The 18,138-nt window shown below is 70.7% G+C and carries 22 protein-coding genes, 1 pseudogene and 1 riboswitch; of the genes and pseudogenes, 4 read left to right on the forward strand and 19 right to left on the reverse strand.

What is annotated here, in order from left to right; all coding sequences use genetic code 11:
* Positions 1-43: 43 nt before the first annotated feature.
* Genes ACWEOW_RS12810 through ACWEOW_RS12820 form a run of 3 tightly spaced genes read left to right on the forward strand, consistent with a single transcriptional unit; the run spans position 44 to position 2,397 of the window.
* Positions 44-631: an AAA family ATPase gene (locus tag ACWEOW_RS12810; protein ID WP_452269586.1), complete on the forward strand. Its 588-nt coding sequence runs from the start codon at positions 44-46 to the stop codon at positions 629-631.
* Positions 632-634: 3 nt separating this feature from the next.
* On the forward strand, positions 635-1,210 hold the full coding sequence (locus ACWEOW_RS12815; protein WP_452269587.1) for a DUF5655 domain-containing protein: 576 nt from the start codon (positions 635-637) through the stop codon (positions 1,208-1,210).
* Entirely contained in the window at positions 1,207-2,397 is a 1,191-nt protein-coding gene (locus ACWEOW_RS12820; protein WP_452269588.1) for an MFS transporter, read from the forward strand. Before ACWEOW_RS12815 ends, ACWEOW_RS12820 begins: the two co-directional genes overlap by 4 nt.
* A gap of 114 nt (positions 2,398-2,511) precedes the next feature.
* Here the strand turns inward: ACWEOW_RS12820 and ACWEOW_RS12825 are convergent, their stop codons facing one another.
* The 18 genes from ACWEOW_RS12825 to ACWEOW_RS12910 all read right to left on the reverse strand — a co-directional run bounded on the left by ACWEOW_RS12825 (position 2,512) and on the right by ACWEOW_RS12910 (position 17,479).
* The gene (locus ACWEOW_RS12825) at positions 2,512-3,051 is read right to left on the reverse strand and encodes a flavin reductase family protein (protein WP_452269589.1); all 540 of its coding nucleotides are present in this window, start codon (positions 3,049-3,051) and stop codon (positions 2,512-2,514) included.
* The gene (locus ACWEOW_RS12830; RefSeq protein WP_452269590.1) at positions 3,048-3,554 is read right to left on the reverse strand and encodes a PH domain-containing protein; all 507 of its coding nucleotides are present in this window, start codon (positions 3,552-3,554) and stop codon (positions 3,048-3,050) included. Before ACWEOW_RS12830 ends, ACWEOW_RS12825 begins: the two co-directional genes overlap by 4 nt.
* 43 nt (positions 3,555-3,597) lie before the next feature.
* A complete protein-coding gene (hisG, locus tag ACWEOW_RS12835) occupies positions 3,598-4,443 on the reverse strand; it encodes an ATP phosphoribosyltransferase (RefSeq protein ID WP_452269591.1) in 846 nt (281 codons plus the stop codon).
* Between the two features lie 46 nt (positions 4,444-4,489).
* The gene (locus tag ACWEOW_RS12840) at positions 4,490-4,753 is read right to left on the reverse strand and encodes a phosphoribosyl-ATP diphosphatase (protein ID WP_452269592.1); all 264 of its coding nucleotides are present in this window, start codon (positions 4,751-4,753) and stop codon (positions 4,490-4,492) included.
* 122 nt (positions 4,754-4,875) lie between these two features.
* Complete coding sequence (gene ribH / locus ACWEOW_RS12845) at positions 4,876-5,358, reverse strand: 6,7-dimethyl-8-ribityllumazine synthase (RefSeq protein ID WP_452269593.1); 483 nt, start codon at positions 5,356-5,358, stop codon at positions 4,876-4,878.
* The gene (gene ribB / locus ACWEOW_RS12850; protein ID WP_452269594.1) at positions 5,355-6,605 is read right to left on the reverse strand and encodes a 3,4-dihydroxy-2-butanone-4-phosphate synthase; all 1,251 of its coding nucleotides are present in this window, start codon (positions 6,603-6,605) and stop codon (positions 5,355-5,357) included. Before ribB ends, ribH begins: the two co-directional genes overlap by 4 nt.
* Positions 6,602-7,285: a riboflavin synthase gene (locus tag ACWEOW_RS12855; protein WP_452269595.1), complete on the reverse strand. Its 684-nt coding sequence runs from the start codon at positions 7,283-7,285 to the stop codon at positions 6,602-6,604. The genes ribB and ACWEOW_RS12855 overlap by 4 nt, the downstream gene beginning before the upstream one ends.
* A 6-nt stretch (positions 7,286-7,291) precedes the next feature.
* Positions 7,292-8,419, reverse strand: coding sequence for a bifunctional diaminohydroxyphosphoribosylaminopyrimidine deaminase/5-amino-6-(5-phosphoribosylamino)uracil reductase RibD (ribD, locus tag ACWEOW_RS12860; RefSeq protein ID WP_452269596.1), 1,128 nt, complete (start codon positions 8,417-8,419; stop codon positions 7,292-7,294).
* Positions 8,420-8,436: 17 nt separating this feature from the next.
* Positions 8,437-9,198 (reverse strand): nicotinamide riboside transporter PnuC, encoded by a 762-nt coding sequence (gene pnuC / locus ACWEOW_RS12865; RefSeq protein ID WP_452269597.1) that lies wholly within the window; start codon positions 9,196-9,198, stop codon positions 8,437-8,439.
* A 121-nt stretch (positions 9,199-9,319) separates the two neighbouring features.
* Positions 9,320-9,448: riboswitch (FMN riboswitch) on the reverse strand.
* Between the two features lie 98 nt (positions 9,449-9,546).
* Complete coding sequence (rpe, locus tag ACWEOW_RS12870) at positions 9,547-10,203, reverse strand: ribulose-phosphate 3-epimerase (RefSeq protein WP_452269598.1); 657 nt, start codon at positions 10,201-10,203, stop codon at positions 9,547-9,549.
* Between the two features lie 10 nt (positions 10,204-10,213).
* A complete protein-coding gene (locus ACWEOW_RS12875) occupies positions 10,214-11,716 on the reverse strand; it encodes an RsmB/NOP family class I SAM-dependent RNA methyltransferase (protein ID WP_452269599.1) in 1,503 nt (500 codons plus the stop codon).
* Positions 11,709-12,716 (reverse strand): methionyl-tRNA formyltransferase, encoded by a 1,008-nt coding sequence (gene fmt, locus ACWEOW_RS12880; protein WP_452269600.1) that lies wholly within the window; start codon positions 12,714-12,716, stop codon positions 11,709-11,711. The genes ACWEOW_RS12875 and fmt overlap by 8 nt, the downstream gene beginning before the upstream one ends.
* Position 12,717: 1 nt before the next feature.
* Positions 12,718-13,263 carry a peptide deformylase gene (def, locus tag ACWEOW_RS12885; RefSeq protein WP_452269601.1) on the reverse strand — a complete coding sequence of 182 codons (546 nt, stop codon included), beginning with the start codon at positions 13,261-13,263 and terminating at the stop codon, positions 12,718-12,720.
* 115 nt (positions 13,264-13,378) lie between these two features.
* Positions 13,379-14,704, reverse strand: coding sequence for an MFS transporter (locus ACWEOW_RS12890; RefSeq protein WP_452269602.1), 1,326 nt, complete (start codon positions 14,702-14,704; stop codon positions 13,379-13,381).
* The gene (locus ACWEOW_RS12895) at positions 14,701-15,240 is read right to left on the reverse strand and encodes an ArsR/SmtB family transcription factor (RefSeq protein ID WP_452269603.1); all 540 of its coding nucleotides are present in this window, start codon (positions 15,238-15,240) and stop codon (positions 14,701-14,703) included. The genes ACWEOW_RS12890 and ACWEOW_RS12895 overlap by 4 nt, the downstream gene beginning before the upstream one ends.
* A 94-nt stretch (positions 15,241-15,334) precedes the next feature.
* On the reverse strand, positions 15,335-16,597 hold the full coding sequence (locus ACWEOW_RS12900) for a saccharopine dehydrogenase family protein (protein ID WP_452269604.1): 1,263 nt from the start codon (positions 16,595-16,597) through the stop codon (positions 15,335-15,337).
* A gap of 131 nt (positions 16,598-16,728) precedes the next feature.
* The gene (locus ACWEOW_RS12905) at positions 16,729-17,010 is read right to left on the reverse strand and encodes an ion channel (RefSeq protein ID WP_452269605.1); all 282 of its coding nucleotides are present in this window, start codon (positions 17,008-17,010) and stop codon (positions 16,729-16,731) included.
* Positions 16,997-17,479 (reverse strand): hypothetical protein, encoded by a 483-nt coding sequence (locus tag ACWEOW_RS12910; RefSeq protein WP_452269606.1) that lies wholly within the window; start codon positions 17,477-17,479, stop codon positions 16,997-16,999. The genes ACWEOW_RS12905 and ACWEOW_RS12910 overlap by 14 nt, the downstream gene beginning before the upstream one ends.
* A gap of 175 nt (positions 17,480-17,654) precedes the next feature.
* Here ACWEOW_RS12910 and ACWEOW_RS12915 point away from each other — a divergent pair, with 175 nt between their 5' ends.
* Entirely contained in the window at positions 17,655-17,822 is a 168-nt protein-coding gene (locus tag ACWEOW_RS12915) for a hypothetical protein (RefSeq protein ID WP_452269610.1), read from the forward strand.
* A gap of 49 nt (positions 17,823-17,871) precedes the next feature.
* On the opposite strand, the pseudogene ACWEOW_RS12920 reads toward ACWEOW_RS12915, so the two are convergent.
* A pseudogene (locus tag ACWEOW_RS12920) lies at positions 17,872-18,135 on the reverse strand (HNH endonuclease); the annotation flags it as partial.
* Positions 18,136-18,138 lie beyond the last annotated feature (3 nt).

Here is an 18,138-nt window from a genome sequence, read left to right on the forward strand (position 1 = left end):
GCCCCAATCTAGGCCAGCGCGCCCGATGGGTAGTGTCCCGTCCATGTGGCACCAGGTGACCGAGCCGGCGCTGCCGGAGCACGTCGAAGCCGTGGTCTCGCTCGCGACCCACGCGTCTCCGCGATGTGGCGCCGTGGTGGTCGTGGCCATCGACGGGCCGAGCGGGTCGGGCAAGACCACGCTGGCCCTCGGCGTGTCCGAGGCCCTCGGCACCCACGGCTCGGTCGAGGTCGTCCACATGGACCGGGTCTACCCAGGGTGGGACGGGCTCGCGGTCGCGCCTTCCCTGCTGGCCGACCAGGTGCTGGCCCCGATCTCGCGCGGCCAGCGGGCGGCATTCCGCATGTGGGACTGGATGCGGGACGAGTGGGACGGCACCAGCGAGGTGGCACCATCGCAGTTCCTCGTCGTCGAAGGGTGCGGTTCGAGCGTGCAGCCAGCCGGGCGGTATGCCGCCGTGGCCGTCTTCGTCGAGGCTGACCGAACGCTGCGGATGCGGCGCGGCATCGCTCGCGACGGTGAGGCGTACCGGCCGCACTGGGAGCGGTGGGCAGACCAGGAGACCGCGGTCTTCGCGGCCGACCGCACGAGGGAGCGTGCGGACCTCGTCCTCGACACATCTAGTCTCTGAGTCATGGAACCCGCGGACATGATGGCCGGAGTGGCCGCGTCGATGAAGGAGCGCACCGGACGGACGCTCGACGAGTGGGTCGCCCTCGTGCGGGCGGAGGGTCCCGATCCGATCGACCAGAAGGCGGTCCGCGCCTGGCTCAAGGACGTGCACGGTGTCGCGCAGAACAGCCAGTGGGCGATCGCCGATGCCGCGGCCATGGCGGCGGGGTGGGAGCGTCCGACCGTCACCGGCTACACGGACGCCCTCTACTCCGGTCCGCGGTCCGGGCTGCGCCCACTGCACGACGCCGTCGTCGAGCTGGCCCTGTCCATGGGGGACGACACCGAGGCACAGGGTCGCAGCACCTACATCCCGGTGGTCCGCAAGTCCCAGTTCGTCGCCGTCGCCCCGGGCCCGCGAGGCACTCTGCGGATCGGACTGCGCTACCGTGGTGACGCACCCGTCGACGACCGCCTTTCTCCTGCAAAGGGATTCGCTCAGGCGACCCACTGGATCCACCTGGCCGCCGACTCCACCCAAGCCGACGTCAAGTCGCTGACGCCACTCGTCGCTGCGGCATACGGCGACAACGGATGAGCACGCGAGCGATCCGTCCCCTCCCGTCCGCGTGGGTCATGACCGTGGCCCTCGTGGCCGTCGCCGCGAACTTGCGCATCGCCATCACGAGCGTCCCGCCCCTGCTCGACGCCATCTCCAGCGACCTCGGCCTGAGCCACGCCGCAGCCGGCGCGCTGACGACGCTTCCGGTGCTATGCATGGGGATCTTCGCGCCGGTGGCCTCGCGCATCGCCCACCGGCTGGGCGCCGCTGCCGCCGTGCTCGCCGCCGTCGCGAGCATCCTCGTCGGCACCGCCAGCCGCTTCGCGGGCGACAACCGCTTCGTGCTCTATGCGGGGACGTTCGTGTGCGGCGTCGGCATCGCGGTCGCCGGCACCCTGCTCCCACGGCTGGTCAAGGCCTTCTTCCCGCCCGAGCGGGCCGGTCTCATCACCGGCCTCTACATGCTGGCCATGATGGGCGGTGCCGCACTCAGCTCCGCGCTGTCCGTCCCCCTGGCCGACCGCCTCGGCTCCTGGCAGGCCTCGCTCGGCTCGTGGAGTGTCGTCGCGCTCGTCGGTCTGCTCGCGTGGACGCCGTTCACCGTGCGGGCGAACCCGCACCACACGCCCGGCGAGGAGGGACCGGGCCGGCTGCCGTGGCGCCATCCCACCGCCTGGCTCGTCGCGGCCTACCTCGCCCTCCAGTCGTGGTGCTTCTACTCGGCCGTCACGTGGCTGGCGCCGACGTACGTCGAGCAGGGCTGGTCCCGCGCGTCTGCCGGCTACCTCGCAGCCGTGTTCAGCGGGGCACAGATCGTGTCCGGGCTGCTCGGTCCGGTCCTGAGCGACCGGACGTCCGACATGCGCCGGCTGCTGCTCCCGGCCGCAGTGCTCGGGGTGGCCGGCTGCGTCGCGATCTGGCTCGCCCCCCTCGCGGCCCCGTGGGTCTGGGCGGCCGTGACGGGCCTCGGACAGGGTGCGGCGTTCTCGCTGGCTCTCGTGCTGCTCGTGCGCTACACGTCGACGCCGGAGGCCAGCGGCCGGCTCACCGGAATGGCCTTCCTCTTCTCCTACGGGGTCGCCTCGATCGGCCCGATCACCATGGGCCTGGTCCGCGACACGACAGGCGGGCTGACGCCCGTGTGGGCGATCCTCGCCGCCATCGGCGTGGTCCAAGGACTCGTGGTCCTGCGCCTGCGGCCGGACCTCCGCCGCGTCGACTGACACCCCGGTCCACTCCGAGCCGTCTCGCGCAGACCCGGTTCCTCGCCCCGGCCCATGTCGCCGTGGTCGCCCTCGGCTGACGCGGCGCGGGCACCGAGCGAGCGTCGGGGCAGGTCACCCCCAGTAGTCGTCCAGCGGCTCGGGCGCCTCGTCCCCGACTGCCGACCCGCGACGCTCGGTGACCGTGAAGCGGCCCCGGTAGAAGAGCATCGGGCGGCCCTGCTCGCCGTCCTCGAGCTCGAGGACCCGTCCGACGACCACGTCGTGGTCGCCCGCCACATGCACCCCGTCGACCGCGCCGTGGACCCGCATGATCGCCCCCGGCAGGCTCGGCCCGCCGTGCACGGACTCGAACCACTCCAACCCGTCGAAGCGCCGGCCGGCCCGGGATCCGAACCGTGCGATCAGGTCACGCTGCTCGTCGCGCAGCACGTTGACCGTGAAGCGGCCGTCGTCACGCATCCGCGGCCAGGACCGTCCCCGGTGGTCGGCGCAGAACAGCACCAGCGGTGGATGGAGCGAGACCGAGGCGAACGACTGGCACGCGAAGCCCACCGGCTCCCCGTCGGCGGCATACCCGGTCACGATGGTGACCCCGGTCGCGAAGTGCCCGAGAGCGTGGCGCATCCGGTCCGGCGTCGGCTCACCACTCACGTCAGGCCGCCGTCCGGCCGCGCGTCCGGGCCGGGCTCGCGCGCCTCGCCGAACGCCTGGACCAGGGCGGCCAGCCGCGACGCCTCGCGCGAGGACACATCCCCGTCCGCCTTCTGGATCGCCATCACCGCGACGGTGTCTCCGTCCTCGAGGTCGAGGCTCACCCAGGGCTCCCCACCACCGAACTGGATGCCGACGATCTCCGGCCACTCGAGCGTCCGCGTCACGACGAGGTTCCGGACGACGAGGCCCTCACGGCTGGGGACCGCCACGATCGCGGCGTACCGCCAGGCGACGAGTGCGATGAGCACGCCGAGACCGAAGAACATGATCCGGTCGCCAGGGCCCCAGCGCCCGTCGGCCTGCGTCGGCATGATGACGGCGATGACGCCGAAGACCAGCAGCGACCCCCAGACCACGCCGAGCGCGACGGCCCGGCCGCGGCGGGGGCGGAACGGAGCCAGCGCCTCGGTCGCCGGCTGCTGCGGGAGGTCGTGGCTCACGGGAGCACTTCGTGGACGTGGTGGCGATGCGACATGGTGGCCCTCACAGACGGCATGCGGCGATGTCCGTGACGAGGATCGCGCGGGCGCCTAGGTCGTAGAGCTCGTCCATGAGCCGGTTGCGGCCGATCCGCGGCACCATGGCGCGCACGGCCACCCAGTCCTCGTCCTGCAGCGGGGAGACGGTCGGCGACTCCAGGCCCGGCGTCAGCTCGGTCGCCTTGTCGACGAGGTCCCTCGGGCAGTCGTAGTCGAGCATGACGTACGTGCGTGCCGTGATGACGCCGGCGAGCCGTCGCTCGAGCACGGAGACAGCCTGCGCCTCGCCCGGCCGGTCGCCACGGATCAGAACCGCCTCGGAGCGCAGGATCGGCTCGCCGAACACCTCGAGGCCTTGGTTGCGCAGAGTCGTTCCCGTCTCGACGACGTCCGCGATGACGTCCGCGACGCCGAGCGTGATCGCGGTCTCGACGGCACCGTCGAGACGGACCACGTCGGCAGCGAACCCACGCCGGGCGAGGTCCGCCCGCACCAGCCCCGGGTACGACGTCGCCACCCTCTTGCCCGCGATCTCATCGATGCTCGAGACGTGACCCGGCCGAGCGGCATAGCGGAAGGTGGAGCCGCCGAAGCCGAGCGCGATGACCTCGACGGCGGTGGAGCCCGAGTCGAGGAGCAGGTCCCGACCGGTGACGCCCGCGTCGACGGTGCCTGACCCGACGTAGACGGCGATGTCGCGAGGCCGCAGGTAGAAGAACTCCACGTCGTTGTCGGGGTCGGAGACGACCAGCTCCTTGGCGTCGCGGCGCGTCCGGTATCCGGCCTCCCGCAGCATCTCGACGGTGGCCTCGGACAGGGACCCCTTGTTGGGCACGGCGATTCGCAGCATTTCTCGGTTCCTTGGGATGGTCCTCCGGCGCTCGGTGAGAGCGGCCTCAGAGGTGGGAGTAGACGTCCTCGAGCGAGATCCCCCTCGCGAGCATGAGGACCTGAAGGTGGTAGAGCAGCTGGCTGATCTCCTCGGCCGTCTCGTCGGTCGACTGGTACTCGGCCGCCATCCAGACCTCGGCCGCCTCCTCGACGATCTTCTTGCCGATCGCGTGCACGCCGGCGTCGAGTGCGGCGACCGTCCCTGACCCTTGGGGACGTGTCGCCGCCTTGTCTGCCAGCTCGGCAAACAGCTGCTCAAAGCTCTTCACGGTGCCCAAGCCTACGGGCGCGTCCGCCGGGGCTGGAACGCCGTCCGGCTGGCGGCCGCTCCCACCCGGCCCCTGGGACGCGACGGGTCGGGACGGTGCTCCGGCAGGCACTGCCGCCGGTGTCACCACGGGCCGTGCGACGCCGCCACCGAGCGGAGCGCGACCACGGTGGCCACGGCGGCGGAGGCAGCCTCGTGGCCCTTGTCCTCGGCCGAGCCCGGAAGGCCGGCCCGGTCCACCGCCTGGGCCTCGTCGTCACAGGTGAGCACCCCGAACCCGATGGGGGTCGCGGTGCGCACCGAAACCTCGGTGATCCCGACGGTCGCTGCTTGACAGACGTAGTCGAAGTGCGGCGTGCCGCCCCGGATGACGACACCGAGGGCGACGAGCGCGTCGTACCGGTCCGCCAGCGCCGCACATGCCACCGGCAGCTCGAAGGTGCCCGGGACACGGACGACGTCAACCTCGGTCACCCCCGCCTCGGCGAGCCCCCGGCGGGCGCCGTCGAGGAGCCCGTCCATGACCCGCTCGTGCCATCTCGCGGCGACGACTGCGACGGACAGGCCGCTTCCGTCGGTGGAGATGACGGGGGCTCCCTCTTTCATGCGGTCTCCAGTCCATGGGTGCCGCGCCGCTCGCCGGCCAGCGGGATGTCGTGACCGAGCCGGACGCGCTTGGTCGCCAGGTACTGCTCGTTGTCCCGGCCGATCGGGCCGTGCAGCCGCTCGACCGCCACCACGTCGATGGACAGGTGGCGTAGCGCCTCCACCTTCGCGGGGTTGTTCGTCAGCAGGACCACCTGCTCGGCGCCGAGGTCGTGCAGGATCGCTGCTCCGGCGGCGTACTCGCGGGCATCGACCGGCAGACCCAGCGCCGTCTGGGCATCCACGGTGTCGGCGCCACGGTCCTGCTGGGCGTAGGCGCGCAGCTTGTCCACCAGGCCTACCCCGCGGCCCTCGTGACCACCGAGATAGACCACGACACCGCCGTCACGCCCGACCCGGGACAGCGAGGCCTGCAGCTGCGGGCCACAGTCGCAGCGCAGCGACCCGAACGCGTCACCGGTCAGGCACTCCGAGTGCAGCCGAGTCAGCACCGGCCCCGAGTCGCTGAGCCCCTTGAGCCCCCGCGGGCTCACCAGCGCCACGTGCTCGTCACCCGTCAGGGTGTCGCGGTAGCCATGCGCGGTGAACGTGCCGTGCACCGTCGGGATCCGCGTCGTCGCAAGGCGCTCGACCCGGTCATAGCGCTGCCGCCAGCCGATCAGCTGCTCGATGGTGATCACGGGCAGGTCGAACTCGCGTGACAGGTCGACGACGCCCGGCATCCGCATCATCCGCCCGTCGTCATGGACCAGCTCACCGATCAGCGCCACCGGCGGCAGCCCTGCGAGCCGGGCCAGGTCGACTGCAGCCTCCGTGTGACCCGGACGGGTCAGCACCCCACCAGGACGAGCGCGCAGCGGTAGGACATGCCCAGGACGGATCAGGTCGGCCGCGGTCGAGGACGGGTCGGCGAGCACCTGCAGCGTGCGGAGGCGGTCGGCCGCCGAGATGCCCGTCGACACCCCCGACGCGGCGTCGACCGAGACCGTGTATGCCGTCCGCAACGGGTCACGGTTCGCCGCGACCATCAGCGGCAGGTCCAGCCGGTCGGCGACCTCCGCCGGCATCGGCGCGCACAGGTATCCCGACGAGTGGCGGATCGTCCACGCCATCCACTCCGCCGTCGCCGTCGCGCCGGCCAGGACCAGGTCACCCTCGTTCTCCCGGTCCTCGTCATCGAGCACCAGGACCGGTCGGCCCTCACGAAGCGCCTCGAGCGCCTCCTCGATGGTCGACAGCACGCTCATGACGAGACCTCCTGGTTGGTGTTCGGTGGTTCGGGCCGCTCACGGTTCCCTGCGCTCCGCTCGAGGTGCCCTGCGCTCGGCGCAAGGTGCCCGCCCTGCTGGAGCAAGCGCTCGACGTACTTGGCCAGAACGTCGACCTCGAGGTTGACGACGTCGCCGGCTCCCTTTCGGCTCAACGTCGTCAGTTCCAACGTCGTCGGGATCAGCGACACGGTGAACGAGCCGTCGTCGACGGAAGCCACGGTGAGCGAGACACCGTCGACGGTGATCGAGCCCTTCTCGACCACATATCCGGCCAGATGCGGCGGGAGTGTGAGCACGACCGTCTCCCAGCGGTCCCCAGGCGTCCGCCCGATGATCGAGGCGGTGCCGTCGACGTGCCCCTGAACGACGTGACCGCCGAACCGCCCGTCAGCAGGCATCGCGCGCTCGAGGTTGACCCGGTCACCCGGATGTAGTGCCCCGAGGCTGCTGCGGCGCAGGGTCTCGGCCATCACATCCACCGTGAAGCCCTCCGCATCGTGCTCGGTGACGGTCAGGCACACCCCGTTGACGCAGATCGATGCTCCGTGGGTGGCATCGGTGACCACCCGGGGCCCGAGGACGCGGAGCACGGCTGACTCCGGCCCGTGCGTGATCGACGCGACCGTGCCGAGCTCTTCGACGATTCCGGTGAACATCTGCTCCTACTCCCTGTTCCTCGTACCCTCTGCTGCTTCCCATGCCTCGTTCGGGACGCCCGACCCAGATGTGGCTCGACCCGACGGATCCGCACACGCCTGAGTAATGGCGTGGATCCGGATGTCGTCGCCGACGCAGGTGACCTCGACCGGCACCAGCCGCACCAGGTCCGACACCGTGCCGATGCCCAGGTCGCCCACCGCTGCGCGGCCATCCCCTAGCAGTGCCGGAGCGAGGTACGCGTAGACCTCGTCCACTAGTCCAGCGGTCAGGAAGGCCGCCGCCAGCGTCGGGCCTCCTTCCAGCCACACATCGCGGACTCCCCTGTCCCACAAGGCACGCAGCGCTTCTCCCGGCTCGCGTGTGGCGAGGTGCAGGACCTCCCCGGGGCCGTCATAGAGGCGGGCACCGCGAGGCACGGAGCGCTCTCCCATGACGACGCGAAGTGGCTGTCGAGCGGCCTCCCCGCCATCCGGCATACGAACGGTGAGCCTCGGGTCGTCGGCGATCACCGTGCCGGTCCCGACGAGGACAGCGTCGCGCATGGCCCGCTGAACGTGGACGTCGGCGCGTGCGGCCTCCCCCGTGATCCACTGGCTGGTCCCGTCGGACGCTGCGCTGCGACCGTCCAGCGTTGCCGCGAACTTCCACGTCACGAGCGGGCGACCGAGGGCGACGGTGCGCGACCAGCGGTCGTTGAGCGCGGCGGCCTCGTCGGCGAGCACGCCCCCCACGGTGTCGACCCCGGCACGGCGGAGCACCTCCGCACCGCCGGCCGCCTCAGGGTTGGGGTCGGTCTGGGCGAAGACGACGCGAGCGACCCCGGCTGCGACCAGCAGGTCGGCGCAGGGCCCGGTGCGGCCTGCGTGCGAGCACGGCTCCAGCGTGACGTATGCCGTGCTGCCCCGTGAGCGCGTGCCCGCGGCAGCCACCGCGTCGACCTCCGCGTGGGGTGAGCCGGCACCCCGGTGGTACCCCTCACCGACGACCTCACCCGCCGGACCCACGAGGACGCAGCCGACCCGAGGGTTCGGGTCAGGCCACGGCCCGGATGCGGCGAGGTGGAGAGCCCGCCGCATCCAGGACGCCGCCGCTGGGCCCATGCTGTCGATCGAGTGGGGCCTGTCCGTCATGTCGCGCGACCGCCCGATCAGCCGGCCTTCGCGTCCGCGAGCGCCGGCTCGACGTCAGGCTTGGCCGTGCGGGACACCTTGACCCACTGGATGAACCCGTAGACGACGAACGCGCCGTAGAACGTGTAGAGGACCGCGGTCGGCACGTAGCCGGTGGCGAGCCCGAACGGGACGCCGACGAGGTCGACGCCGATCCAGGCCAGCCAGAACTCGTTCCAGCCGCGCGCCATCGCGTAGGTCGCCACGATCGAGCCGACGAAGATCCACGCGTCGCACCAGTAGAACCACCACTCGGGCGTGAAGAACGGGTTGGGCGCGAGGCTCCAGATCCACTTGAAGACCTGGGCGACGATGATCGTGCCGACCAGCCACAGGGCGATGACGGCGGTCCGCTCACGCGTCGTCGCCCAGCGCGGGGTGATCGCAGCCCCGGACGGGTCATCGGCATGGTTGAGCCGACGGACCCGGGACCAGCGCCACCAGCCGTAGATGCTGGTGATGATGAAGAAGACCTGCCGTCCGGCCTGCCCGAACAGCGGGATCCGCTCGTCGGCCCCGAAAAGGGCACCGAGGTAGACGAAGAAAAGCATGACGTTGGCGACGATGCCGACCGGCCAGGCCCAGACCAGGCGCTTCATGCCGAGCCAGGCCGAGGCGACGCCGATGAGCACGCCGATGAGCTCGAGCCAGTGCAGCTGGTACTGCCCGACCGGGATCGCAGCGTCGATGAGCTGCTGGAAGACGTTCTTCGACTCGTCCGCGAGCGCGAGAGTGACCATGTGGTGTTCGTCCTCGAAGTTCGTGTGGTGATACTGAACGGACGAACTCCGGGGGACTCCACAGGTCGGGTCGGATGGCGGAGGACCTCACGGTGCCGCACACCGGCCGACGACGGCCTGTCTCGTGCTGCCTCCCATCCGGACTTTCACCGTCGGTCCTGGAGTTTCACCAGGTCAACCGGCCGCTGGCTGCGGCCGGGTCGCGGACTATCACCGCCGGCTCGGAATTACACCGACCCCGGAGCACGTAAGCCCCAGTATGCCACCGGGCGCACCCGGCGCCCCCGCCCGCCCACGTGATGGTCCCCACTCGGACGCCACGACGCCCCGGGGACGCGGTGGCCGCGCTCAGTGCGCGTGCTGGTCGGCCAGCGCCCGCAGCTGATCGATCGCCCCGGCCGCGTCCTCAGCGCCGTACACCGCCGAACCAGCCACGAAGACGTCTGCACCGGCTTCGGCGCACTGCTCGATGGTCTCGAGGCTGACGCCTCCGTCCACCTGGACCCAGATCTCGCCGCCGTGCCGCCGCACGGCCTCTCGCACCTGCGCGACCTTGGGCATCTGGTCGGCCATGAACGACTGGCCGCCGAATCCGGGCTCGACGGTCATGACCAGGACCATGTCGAGCTCGGGCAGCAGGTCCTCGTACGGCGCGAACTCCGTGGCGGGCTTGATCGCCATCGACGCGCGAGCCCCGGCAGCGCGCAGCGCTCGCGCCAGGCCGCGTGGGTCGCGCGCCGCCTCGATGTGGAAGGTCACCGACTGACAGCCCGCCTCGGCGTACATCGGCGCCCAGTGGTCGGGGTCCTCGATCATCAGGTGCGCGTCGACCGGGACAGGGCTCACCTTGAGCAGGGCCTCGACGACCGGCAGGCCGAGCGTGAGGTTCGGCACGAAATGGGCGTCCATGACATCCACGTGCGCCCAGTCCGCGTTGCGGATGCGCTCGAGCTCCGACTGGAGGTTGGCGAAGTCCGCCGACAAGATGCTCGGTGAGATCAGCACGGCAGCCACCCTAGAGCTTGCGCAGGAGTGCGAAGAACATCGCGTCAGTGCCGTGCACGTGCGGCCACAGCTGGACGAACGGGCCCTCACCGAGCCCACCCAGCGGCATACCGGCGGTGTCGACGAAGAGCTCACGAGCGTCGACGACCTCGGCGTCCGAGCGCTTCTTCATGACGTCCTGGACGACGAAGCGCGTCTCGTTGAGGTGGGGGCTGCACGTCGCATAGCCGATGAGCCCGCCCGGCATCGTGGCGTCGATCCCCGACGCGAGCAGCTCGCGCTGGAGCCCCGCCAGGGCGGCGACGTCGCCGGGGCTGCGCCGCCAGCGGGCCTCCGGACGGCGCCGGAGCGCTCCGAGGCCCGTGCACGGAGCGTCGATGAGCACGCGGGAGTATGCCGCCGGCTCCGCAGCCCCGACGTCGCGACCGTCGCCTTGCCGGACCTCCACAGTCGTCCCTGCGGCCGTGGCCGCACGAGAGGCCGCATCGAGCGTCTGACGGACGAGTCCCGCCCGATGTTCGCTGATCTCGTTGGCGACAAAGGGAATCGACCGCTGAACGGCGATCGCGGCGAGCAGGCCGGCCTTGCCTCCCGGCCCAGCGCACAGGTCGAGCCACCGCTCCGTGCCGGGGCGGCTCTCCACGGGAGCCGCGGCGAGTGCAAGCGCCAGGAGCTGAGACCCTTCGTCCTGGACGGCCGCGCGACCCTCGCGGACAGCCGCGATCGAACCTGGGTCGCCTTCTGGCAGAACGGCACCCACCGGACTCGTCGTCGACGGCGTGGCCCCTGCAGCGACCAGCTCGTCCACGCTCGCGAGGCCAGGGCGGGCGATGAGGGTCACCTTGGCGGGCGCGTTGTCGGCCTCGAGCAGCGCGGTCAGCGGCCCGTCGACGGTGGCAGACGTCGCCGCCCCATGACCGATGAGGGCCGCCCGAAGGGCCTTGACGACCCAGAGCGGGTGCGAGGTGCGGACCGCGAGAGCCTCCAACGGGTCCGTGACCCCGGCGGTCACGACCTCGAGCCACTCGTCGAGGTCACGTTCACTGATCCGTCGCATCACCGCGTTGACGAAACCCGCCGCGCCGGCCCCGTTGACCTGCCGCGCCAGCGCGACGGTCTCGTCGACGGCGGCGTGGGTCGGGACGCGCATGCCGAGCAGCTGGTGGGCGCCGAGCCGGATGGTGTCGAGCACGCGCGGGTCGATCTTGTCGACCGGGCGGTCGGCAGCTCGCGCGGCGATGGCGTCGTAGAGACCGTGCAGGCGCGTCGCGCCGTAGACCAGCTCGGTCGTGAAGGCCGCGTCGCGGCCGGTGAGGCGCTTCTCCCGCATCAGTCGCGGGAGGACGAGGTTGGCATAAGCACCCTCGGCGATCTCCCGCATGACCGTGTATGCCGTGAGGCGGGGAAGGTCGGTACGTCGGCTTCGCTCCGCCGGCCGCTGTGCCGAACGGTGCTGGGCAGACCGCTCGCGCGCGGGTGGGCGCTGCCGCCCGCGACCTCTGGACTCACCCATCGCCGAAGCCCTCCCCCGGCTCGATCCTGGAGCCGCGGGCCCAGTCCGCCGCCGGCATCGGCTTCTTCCCGTGCGCCTGGACGACGCCGAGCCGGACGGGAACGCTGCCGGTTCCGACGAACACGGCGCGCTTCGTGACGGCGATCCGGCCGGGGTCCAGCCGGGCGGGACGCGGGCCGTCGCCAGGCCTGTCGGCCTGCACGTCCACGTGGGCGCTACCAGGCACCTGGCTGGGCAGCTCATCGGGCGTCGCGAGGACGAGCGGGGCGACCTTGAGGCGCTCCCCACGGAACGTCGTCCAGGCACCGGGAGCCGGGGTGCAGCCTCGGACCAGCCGGTCGATGGCGAGGGCGGGTCGGCTCCACTCGATGCGGGCGTCCTCGACATCGATCTTGGGCGCCAGTGAAACACCTTCCGCCGGTTGGGGTTTCGCGACGAGCGCACCCGTCTCGATGCCATCCAGAGTGGCCACCAGCAGGCCTGCCCCGGCGACGGCGAGGCGGTCCAGGAGATCGCCCGCCGTGTCGGTCGGCCGGATCGCCTCGGTCATCACGCCGTAGACGGGTCCGGTGTCCAGCCCCTTCTCGATGAGGAAGGTCGACGCGCCGGTGACCTCGTCACCTGCCATCACCGCGTGCTGGACCGGGGCCGCCCCCCGCCAGGCGGGCAGCAACGAGAAGTGCAGGTTGACCCACCCGTGTCGCGGGATGTCGAGTGCGACCGGTGGGATCAGGTTGCCGTACGCGACGACGGGACACGCATCCGGACCGATGTCGCGAAGCCGCTCGAGGAAGTCGTCGTCGCGCACCCGGGTCGGCGTCAGCACAGGTACGCCGAGCTCGTCTGCACGAAGACGCACCGGAGACGCCTCGAGACGCCGCCCTCGCCCCGAGGGCGCATCAGGCCGCGTCACCACCGCGACGAGCTCGTGGCTCGAGGCGGCCACTGCGTCGAGGCTGGGCACGGCCGCCTCGGGTGTGCCCGCGAACACCACCCTCATGTCACATCGCCCGACCGAAGGTGGAGTGCGGGCTGATCCGAACCTCAGGGGGGTTCTCTGCGAACCACTCGGCCTCCCGGATCGCGCGCATGGCCTCTTTGCGGGCCTCCGGGTCGAGCCGGTCGATGAAGAGGATGCCGTCGAGATGGTCAGTCTCGTGCTGCACGCAGCGGGCGAGCAGCTCACTGCCCTCGACGACGACCGGCTCACCCCACATGTTCTGGCCCTTGGCCACGACGGACAGGGCGCGTTTGGTGTCGAAGGCGAGGCCGGGGATCGACAGGCACCCCTCCGGCCCGTCCTGCTCCTCGTCAGACAGGTCCAGCACCGGGTTCACGAGGTGACCAAGGGCTCCGTCGACGTAGTAGGTGAACACCCGCAGTCCGACGCCGAGCTGAGGGGCGGCCAGGCCTGCGCCGGGCGCGTCCATCATCGTGTCCTCGAGGTCCTTGACCAAGGCACGGAGCTCCTTGTCGAAGTCGGCGACCTCGGCGGCGCGGCTGCGCAGCACCGGGTCCCCGAACAGGCGGATGTCCTTGATCGACATGAGGCTCCTGACGTCGGCAAAGGGGCGACCGACAGTCTAGGGCCGGGCCCGGTCGGGGACCGCTGGTGGCGAGCCCCGGTGGCTTGCCGCGTATGAACGGTGGCGTGTTGTGGGCTCAGTCGGCGACGGCGTCGACGATCCGGTCCCTTGACGGGTCAGGCGCACCGTCGGCGGGCACTGGCGCGGTCCCTTGTCGGGGTGTGTCGGTCGGTTCCTCGACGCTTCTGCCCAGGTCGCGCACGGAACGCGACAGCAGTGCCGAGAGCGAGATCGCCGCGTAGATGGCCGCGCTCGCGACAAGGAGTGTCTCGACGTCGACGTGGAAGGCCAGCCAGCCGTAGAGGAAGGTGCCGATCGGCATGGCCACGAACGAGCCCACTGCGTCGTAGCTCGAGACTCGTGAGAGCACCCCGAGCGGGATGTGCTCGTGGAGCGCCGTGCTCCACCCGACACTGAAGACCTCCACTGCCGCTCCAGCCAGGAAGAAGCCGACCGCAACCGGCACGAGCGCGGGCGCCAGCCCCAACAGGGCCATCGGGATCGCGACCACCGTGATCGCGATCATCCCGGCGCGGAGGGGATGGGCCAGCCTGAGCCGCAGCATGACCAGTGTCATGAGCACGGTCCCGACAGCCTCCGCGCTGAGGATGAGCCCCCAGCCGGCCTCGCCGATGGCGGCCGTGGAGGAGGCGATGAGTGGCCCGAGGACACCGATGACCCCGACGTGGATCGCATTGGTGAGGCCGAAGGCGAGCACGATGACCCAGAGCCACTGGCGTCGGGTGAACTCACCCCACCCTTCGCGGAGCTCGCGAACCATCGAGGCCCGGGCCGGACGGTTCTCCTCCTCGCGCCGCGGGAGCCGGATCTGTGTCAGGCAGACGATCGCAACGGCATACGTGAAGGCGTCGACCGCGAGGGCCCACCCGGGCCCGATGCCGACGACGAGGGCACCGGCGACGGCAGGGCCGATGATGGTCAGCCCGCTTCGGCTGAAGGACAGCAGCGCATTGGCCTGTTGCAGCAGCCGGCGGTCGACGACGAGCGGGACCACGCCCATCATCGCCGGCATCGTGAACGCCGAGACGGCACCGTTGACGCCCTCGAGGATGGTCAGCTGGGTGAGGGTTGCATGGCCGCTGATGATGAGCGCCGCCGCCACGCCCTGCGTGAGCATCGTCAGCACGTGCGACACCTGCAGGACGACGATGCGCGAGAAGCGGTCTGCGATCACTCCGCCGACGAGCAGGAACACCACCATGAGCAGGGTGCGCACGCCGAGCACCTGCGCCAGCGCTCCTGCGGACTGGTCGATGTGCAGCACGGCGAACGCCAGGGCGACGGGCACCATGGCCGTGCCCGCGGTCGACACGGTCCGAGCTGCGAAGTACCACGCGAAACGCCGGTCACCCAGTGCGGCGAACGACTCCTTGACCTTCATCGGGTTCCCCTGCTTTCAGGCTTCATGCGGAAGGCGATCACGGACAGGTTGGCGCGCACCGTGCCCGACGTGCGGGGTGGCTTGGCGCTTGCATGCATGAGCAGGCTCGCCTCGGTCACGAGGTCCACCACACGCTGCCAGTCCTCCGGCTCGAGCCAGAGGTCGGCATCGGTCGAGAGGGTTCGCTCCCCAGGTTGGCGATCCTCGAAGCGCGCCGGGATCGCATCGGCGAGGACGCGCACGTAATGGCGTAGGTCCCTCTCGTCGCTCGGTGCCGACGGGGAGCGATGCGCGTCCCACGGGTGCCGGTACTTCTTCGCGCGGCCTCCACGGACCTTCTCCTCGCCGGCGACCACGATCAGGCCGGCTGCCTCGAGGAACCTCAGGTGGTAGCTGGCGTTCGCCTGCGTGATGTCGAGCTCACGCGCGACCTCGGCCGCCGACAGCTCCGCACCGGTCAGCAGCGAGAGCATCTGCAGCCGGAGCGGGTGCGCGGTGGCCCTCAGCTCGCTGATGCGACCCTCTTCCAAAGACATGTTTGAGAGTATGGCGTGAGGTCCCGAGCACTGTCAAGCATTCCTTTGGGGGTGGCATCACGCGCTCGGCCGTCGGGCTGGGCGTCGTTGGCGCTCAGGTCGACGCGACGCGCTCCACCTCGAACGTGAAGTCCTGCTGGCGCAGCCGGTCGACCAGGGCGTCGCCCATCGCGGTGGCCGGCGTGCAGACACCCACCCGCCCCGGGACTCCTTGGTCGCGCGCCAGACAGATGAGGGACTGGCCGAACATCACCGCAGTCCCGCTGTAGCCGGGATCGTGATCGGCGCCGACACGCGTGACGTATCGCGCGCCCGTGGTCGTCGTCGCCCGGATGTCCATCCGGAACCTGCCCGCGGCCTGCTGCTCGGGGCTCGGGCCCTCCCCCGGCCTCGGCAGCACCCGGTCCAGCACGGCTCGGGTCGGTCCGAAGGCCAGGCCGGTAGCGACCCCTCCGAGACCGATGGCCATCCCGGCCGCCATCACCGGCGACATCGGTCCGGTTCCGAAGTCGGTCACCTCCCGGTATCGCAGCCCGCGTCCGTATGACCAGTCGCTCAAGGTGTTCGACAGCCGCACGACTCGGGTGTTGAAGGACGCCATCACGAAAGGACCGGTCCACCGGCCTGTGCCGGGGTCACGGTCAATCGGAACGAACCGTCGCAGCGCCCCTGCCATGCCGCTCGTGGGGGTCCGCGTGGACTTCGGCTCCTCGGCCCGACGCGGGCTGAGGGCGTACGGATCGCTCAACGTCCGGCGCGCGGACTGGTCGGCGCGGGCAGCGATCGCCTGCTTGCGGGCCGAGTCGACGGTGCCACCCGAGAAGCCGCCCTTCAGCGACCGCACGAGCAGCGTGGTCTCGCCCAGGCTCCCCTCACCGTCTGCGCGGGCCCGCTGGGCCGTGATGAGAACCCCGAGATCGGAGGGGATCGAGTCGAACCCACACGCATGGACGATGGCGGCGCCAGTCTCCTTGGCGCGCGCGTCGAGCTCGTCGAGCGACCAGCGGACGAAGAGCACCTCGCCCGTCAGGTCCGCGTAGTGCGTGCCTTCCTCGGCGCAGGCGCGCGCGACATCCCTGCCGTATGCCGCGTACGGCCCCACCGTGGTCCCCAGCACTGCGGTCCGCGCCGCGAGGGCACGGAGCCCGGCTCCGTCGTTGGCGTCGACGGTGACCAGCTCCCAGGCGCGTGCGCCGTCGCCGAGCTCCGATCGAAGGGCGTCGAGCTTGGACCGTGAGCGACCGGCAAGTGCGACTCGAAGGTCGGGATCGGCGTGCTTCGCCAGATGTGCGGCGGTCAGGGAACCGACGAACCCCGTTGCACCGTAAAGGACGACGTCGAGCTCTCGTGCGGCCATGCCGCTACTCTGCCAGTCCTGGTCCGCGATGGCGTCGCGTTACGCGTTAGACGACGGGGCCCGCAAGGGCCTGTCTTTGCCTGACGGCGAAGGTGTGGCCGCGTCACATCGGCCTTGCGGCGGCACGGGGCCTAGGTCCTTGCGCCCGGATCGTCGTTCCGGTCCCTGGCCGCAAGCTCCGCTTTGAGCGTCCTGATCTCGTCCAGGACCTCGGCCAGCTCGCTTCGCGTCTTCCGATCCTCGGCACTGAGCCTCTCGATGAGCCAGGAAGCAAGAGAGGCAGTCACGATGCCAACGAGGGCAATGCCACAGATCGTCATGGCCACGGCTACGAACCGGCCCGTGAGGGTTGTGGGATAGCGATCGCCGTAGCCGACGGTCGTGATGGTGGTGATGGCCTCACCACCATGCATCGCCAGGGGTCCGGATGTTCGCGATTGGCGAGGCTCGTTCTGCATCGAGGACGGCGAGGCCACCTACGAAGATCGTCATGAGCGAGGCTCCGATGACATACACGGCGACCCGGCCTCTGAGGCCCCCGGAAACGCCTCGGTTGAGCACCGCGAGGATTGCGACGACCCGGAGCAAACGCAACGGCCGCAGGAGCGGCAGGGCGATGACGGCCAGATCCAACACGTGTCGACGGACGTAACGCCACCGGCTCGTAGCCAGACGGACCCTGATCAGATAGTCGAGGGCGAACGCGATCCACGACACGATCGCAACAACCTCGCACCAGTGCACCAGCGCAGGCCTGGCGCCGGGAGAGAGGATCGGCACGGCGTACGCGATGAGGAACCCGACAGCGACAGCGGCGAGCGGCCATTCGGTGCGCTGCTCCCACTCCTTCACGGTTAATGACCGCGCCGCTGTCTCCGCCATGCGTGCGAGTGTCCACGTCATCCGAGTTCGAATTAGGGATGGCGCGCCGACTCGGCGGATCAAGGTGGGTCAGGACGGGCACTGACCCCAGCACCGACCCTGATCCCGGGGTCGGTCCGGGTTCCCGTCCTGGTCGCGGTGGCGGCTGGCGGCGGCCGATCCCGTGCCGCCGGCGGTGCTGCCGATCGTGCTGCCGGCGGTGGTGATTGCGGTGGTGATTGCGGTGCCGCCGATCGTGCTGCCGGCGGTGCTGCCGATCGTGCTGCCGGCGGTGGTGATTGCGGTGGTGATTGCGGTGGTGATTGCTGTGGTGATTGCGGTGGTGGGGGTCGGTGCCAGGTGACTTCCCAGGGGGTGACTTCGGCGTCCAGGCCCAGCTCGTGTACCCGGGTGTGGTGCCGTCCGCACAGCAGCGCCCCGTTGCCCAGGTCGGTGGGCCCGCCGGTGGACCAGGGCTGGACGTGGTGCGCCTCGCACCACTGTGAATCGCCCCGGGTCTGGTGGAGGGTCTGATCCCGCGAAAGGGTGGAGTCATGCCTGTTCCGAGGAAGTACACGGACGAGTTGCGTGAGCGCTCGGTTCGGATGGTGAAGGAGACGCTCGGGGACAACCCGGGGATGGGTCTGCGGACGGCGTGTAGCCAGGTGGGTGACCAGTTG

It is taken from the genome of Monashia sp. NPDC004114 (assembly GCF_053603855.1).

Coding starts and splice junctions, on each gene's coding strand:
- ACWEOW_RS12810 (WP_452269586.1), top strand. CDS start 44: ATGTGGCACCAGGTGACCGAGCCGGCGCTGCCGGAGCACGTCGAAGCC.
- ACWEOW_RS12815 (WP_452269587.1), top strand. CDS start 635: ATGGAACCCGCGGACATGATGGCCGGAGTGGCCGCGTCGATGAAGGAG.
- ACWEOW_RS12820 (WP_452269588.1), top strand. CDS start 1,207: ATGAGCACGCGAGCGATCCGTCCCCTCCCGTCCGCGTGGGTCATGACC.
- hisG (WP_452269591.1), bottom strand. CDS start 4,443: ATGCTGCGAATCGCCGTGCCCAACAAGGGGTCCCTGTCCGAGGCCACC.
- ribH (WP_452269593.1), bottom strand. CDS start 5,358: ATGAAAGAGGGAGCCCCCGTCATCTCCACCGACGGAAGCGGCCTGTCC.
- ribB (WP_452269594.1), bottom strand. CDS start 6,605: ATGAGCGTGCTGTCGACCATCGAGGAGGCGCTCGAGGCGCTTCGTGAG.
- ACWEOW_RS12855 (WP_452269595.1), bottom strand. CDS start 7,285: ATGTTCACCGGAATCGTCGAAGAGCTCGGCACGGTCGCGTCGATCACG.
- ribD (WP_452269596.1), bottom strand. CDS start 8,419: ATGACGGACAGGCCCCACTCGATCGACAGCATGGGCCCAGCGGCGGCG.
- pnuC (WP_452269597.1), bottom strand. CDS start 9,198: ATGGTCACTCTCGCGCTCGCGGACGAGTCGAAGAACGTCTTCCAGCAG.
- ACWEOW_RS12875 (WP_452269599.1), bottom strand. CDS start 11,716: ATGGGTGAGTCCAGAGGTCGCGGGCGGCAGCGCCCACCCGCGCGCGAG.
- fmt (WP_452269600.1), bottom strand. CDS start 12,716: ATGAGGGTGGTGTTCGCGGGCACACCCGAGGCGGCCGTGCCCAGCCTC.
- def (WP_452269601.1), bottom strand. CDS start 13,263: ATGTCGATCAAGGACATCCGCCTGTTCGGGGACCCGGTGCTGCGCAGC.
- ACWEOW_RS12890 (WP_452269602.1), bottom strand. CDS start 14,704: ATGAAGGTCAAGGAGTCGTTCGCCGCACTGGGTGACCGGCGTTTCGCG.
- ACWEOW_RS12895 (WP_452269603.1), bottom strand. CDS start 15,240: ATGTCTTTGGAAGAGGGTCGCATCAGCGAGCTGAGGGCCACCGCGCAC.
- ACWEOW_RS12900 (WP_452269604.1), bottom strand. CDS start 16,597: ATGGCCGCACGAGAGCTCGACGTCGTCCTTTACGGTGCAACGGGGTTC.
- ACWEOW_RS12905 (WP_452269605.1), bottom strand. CDS start 17,010: ATGCATGGTGGTGAGGCCATCACCACCATCACGACCGTCGGCTACGGC.
- ACWEOW_RS12910 (WP_452269606.1), bottom strand. CDS start 17,479: ATGGCGGAGACAGCGGCGCGGTCATTAACCGTGAAGGAGTGGGAGCAG.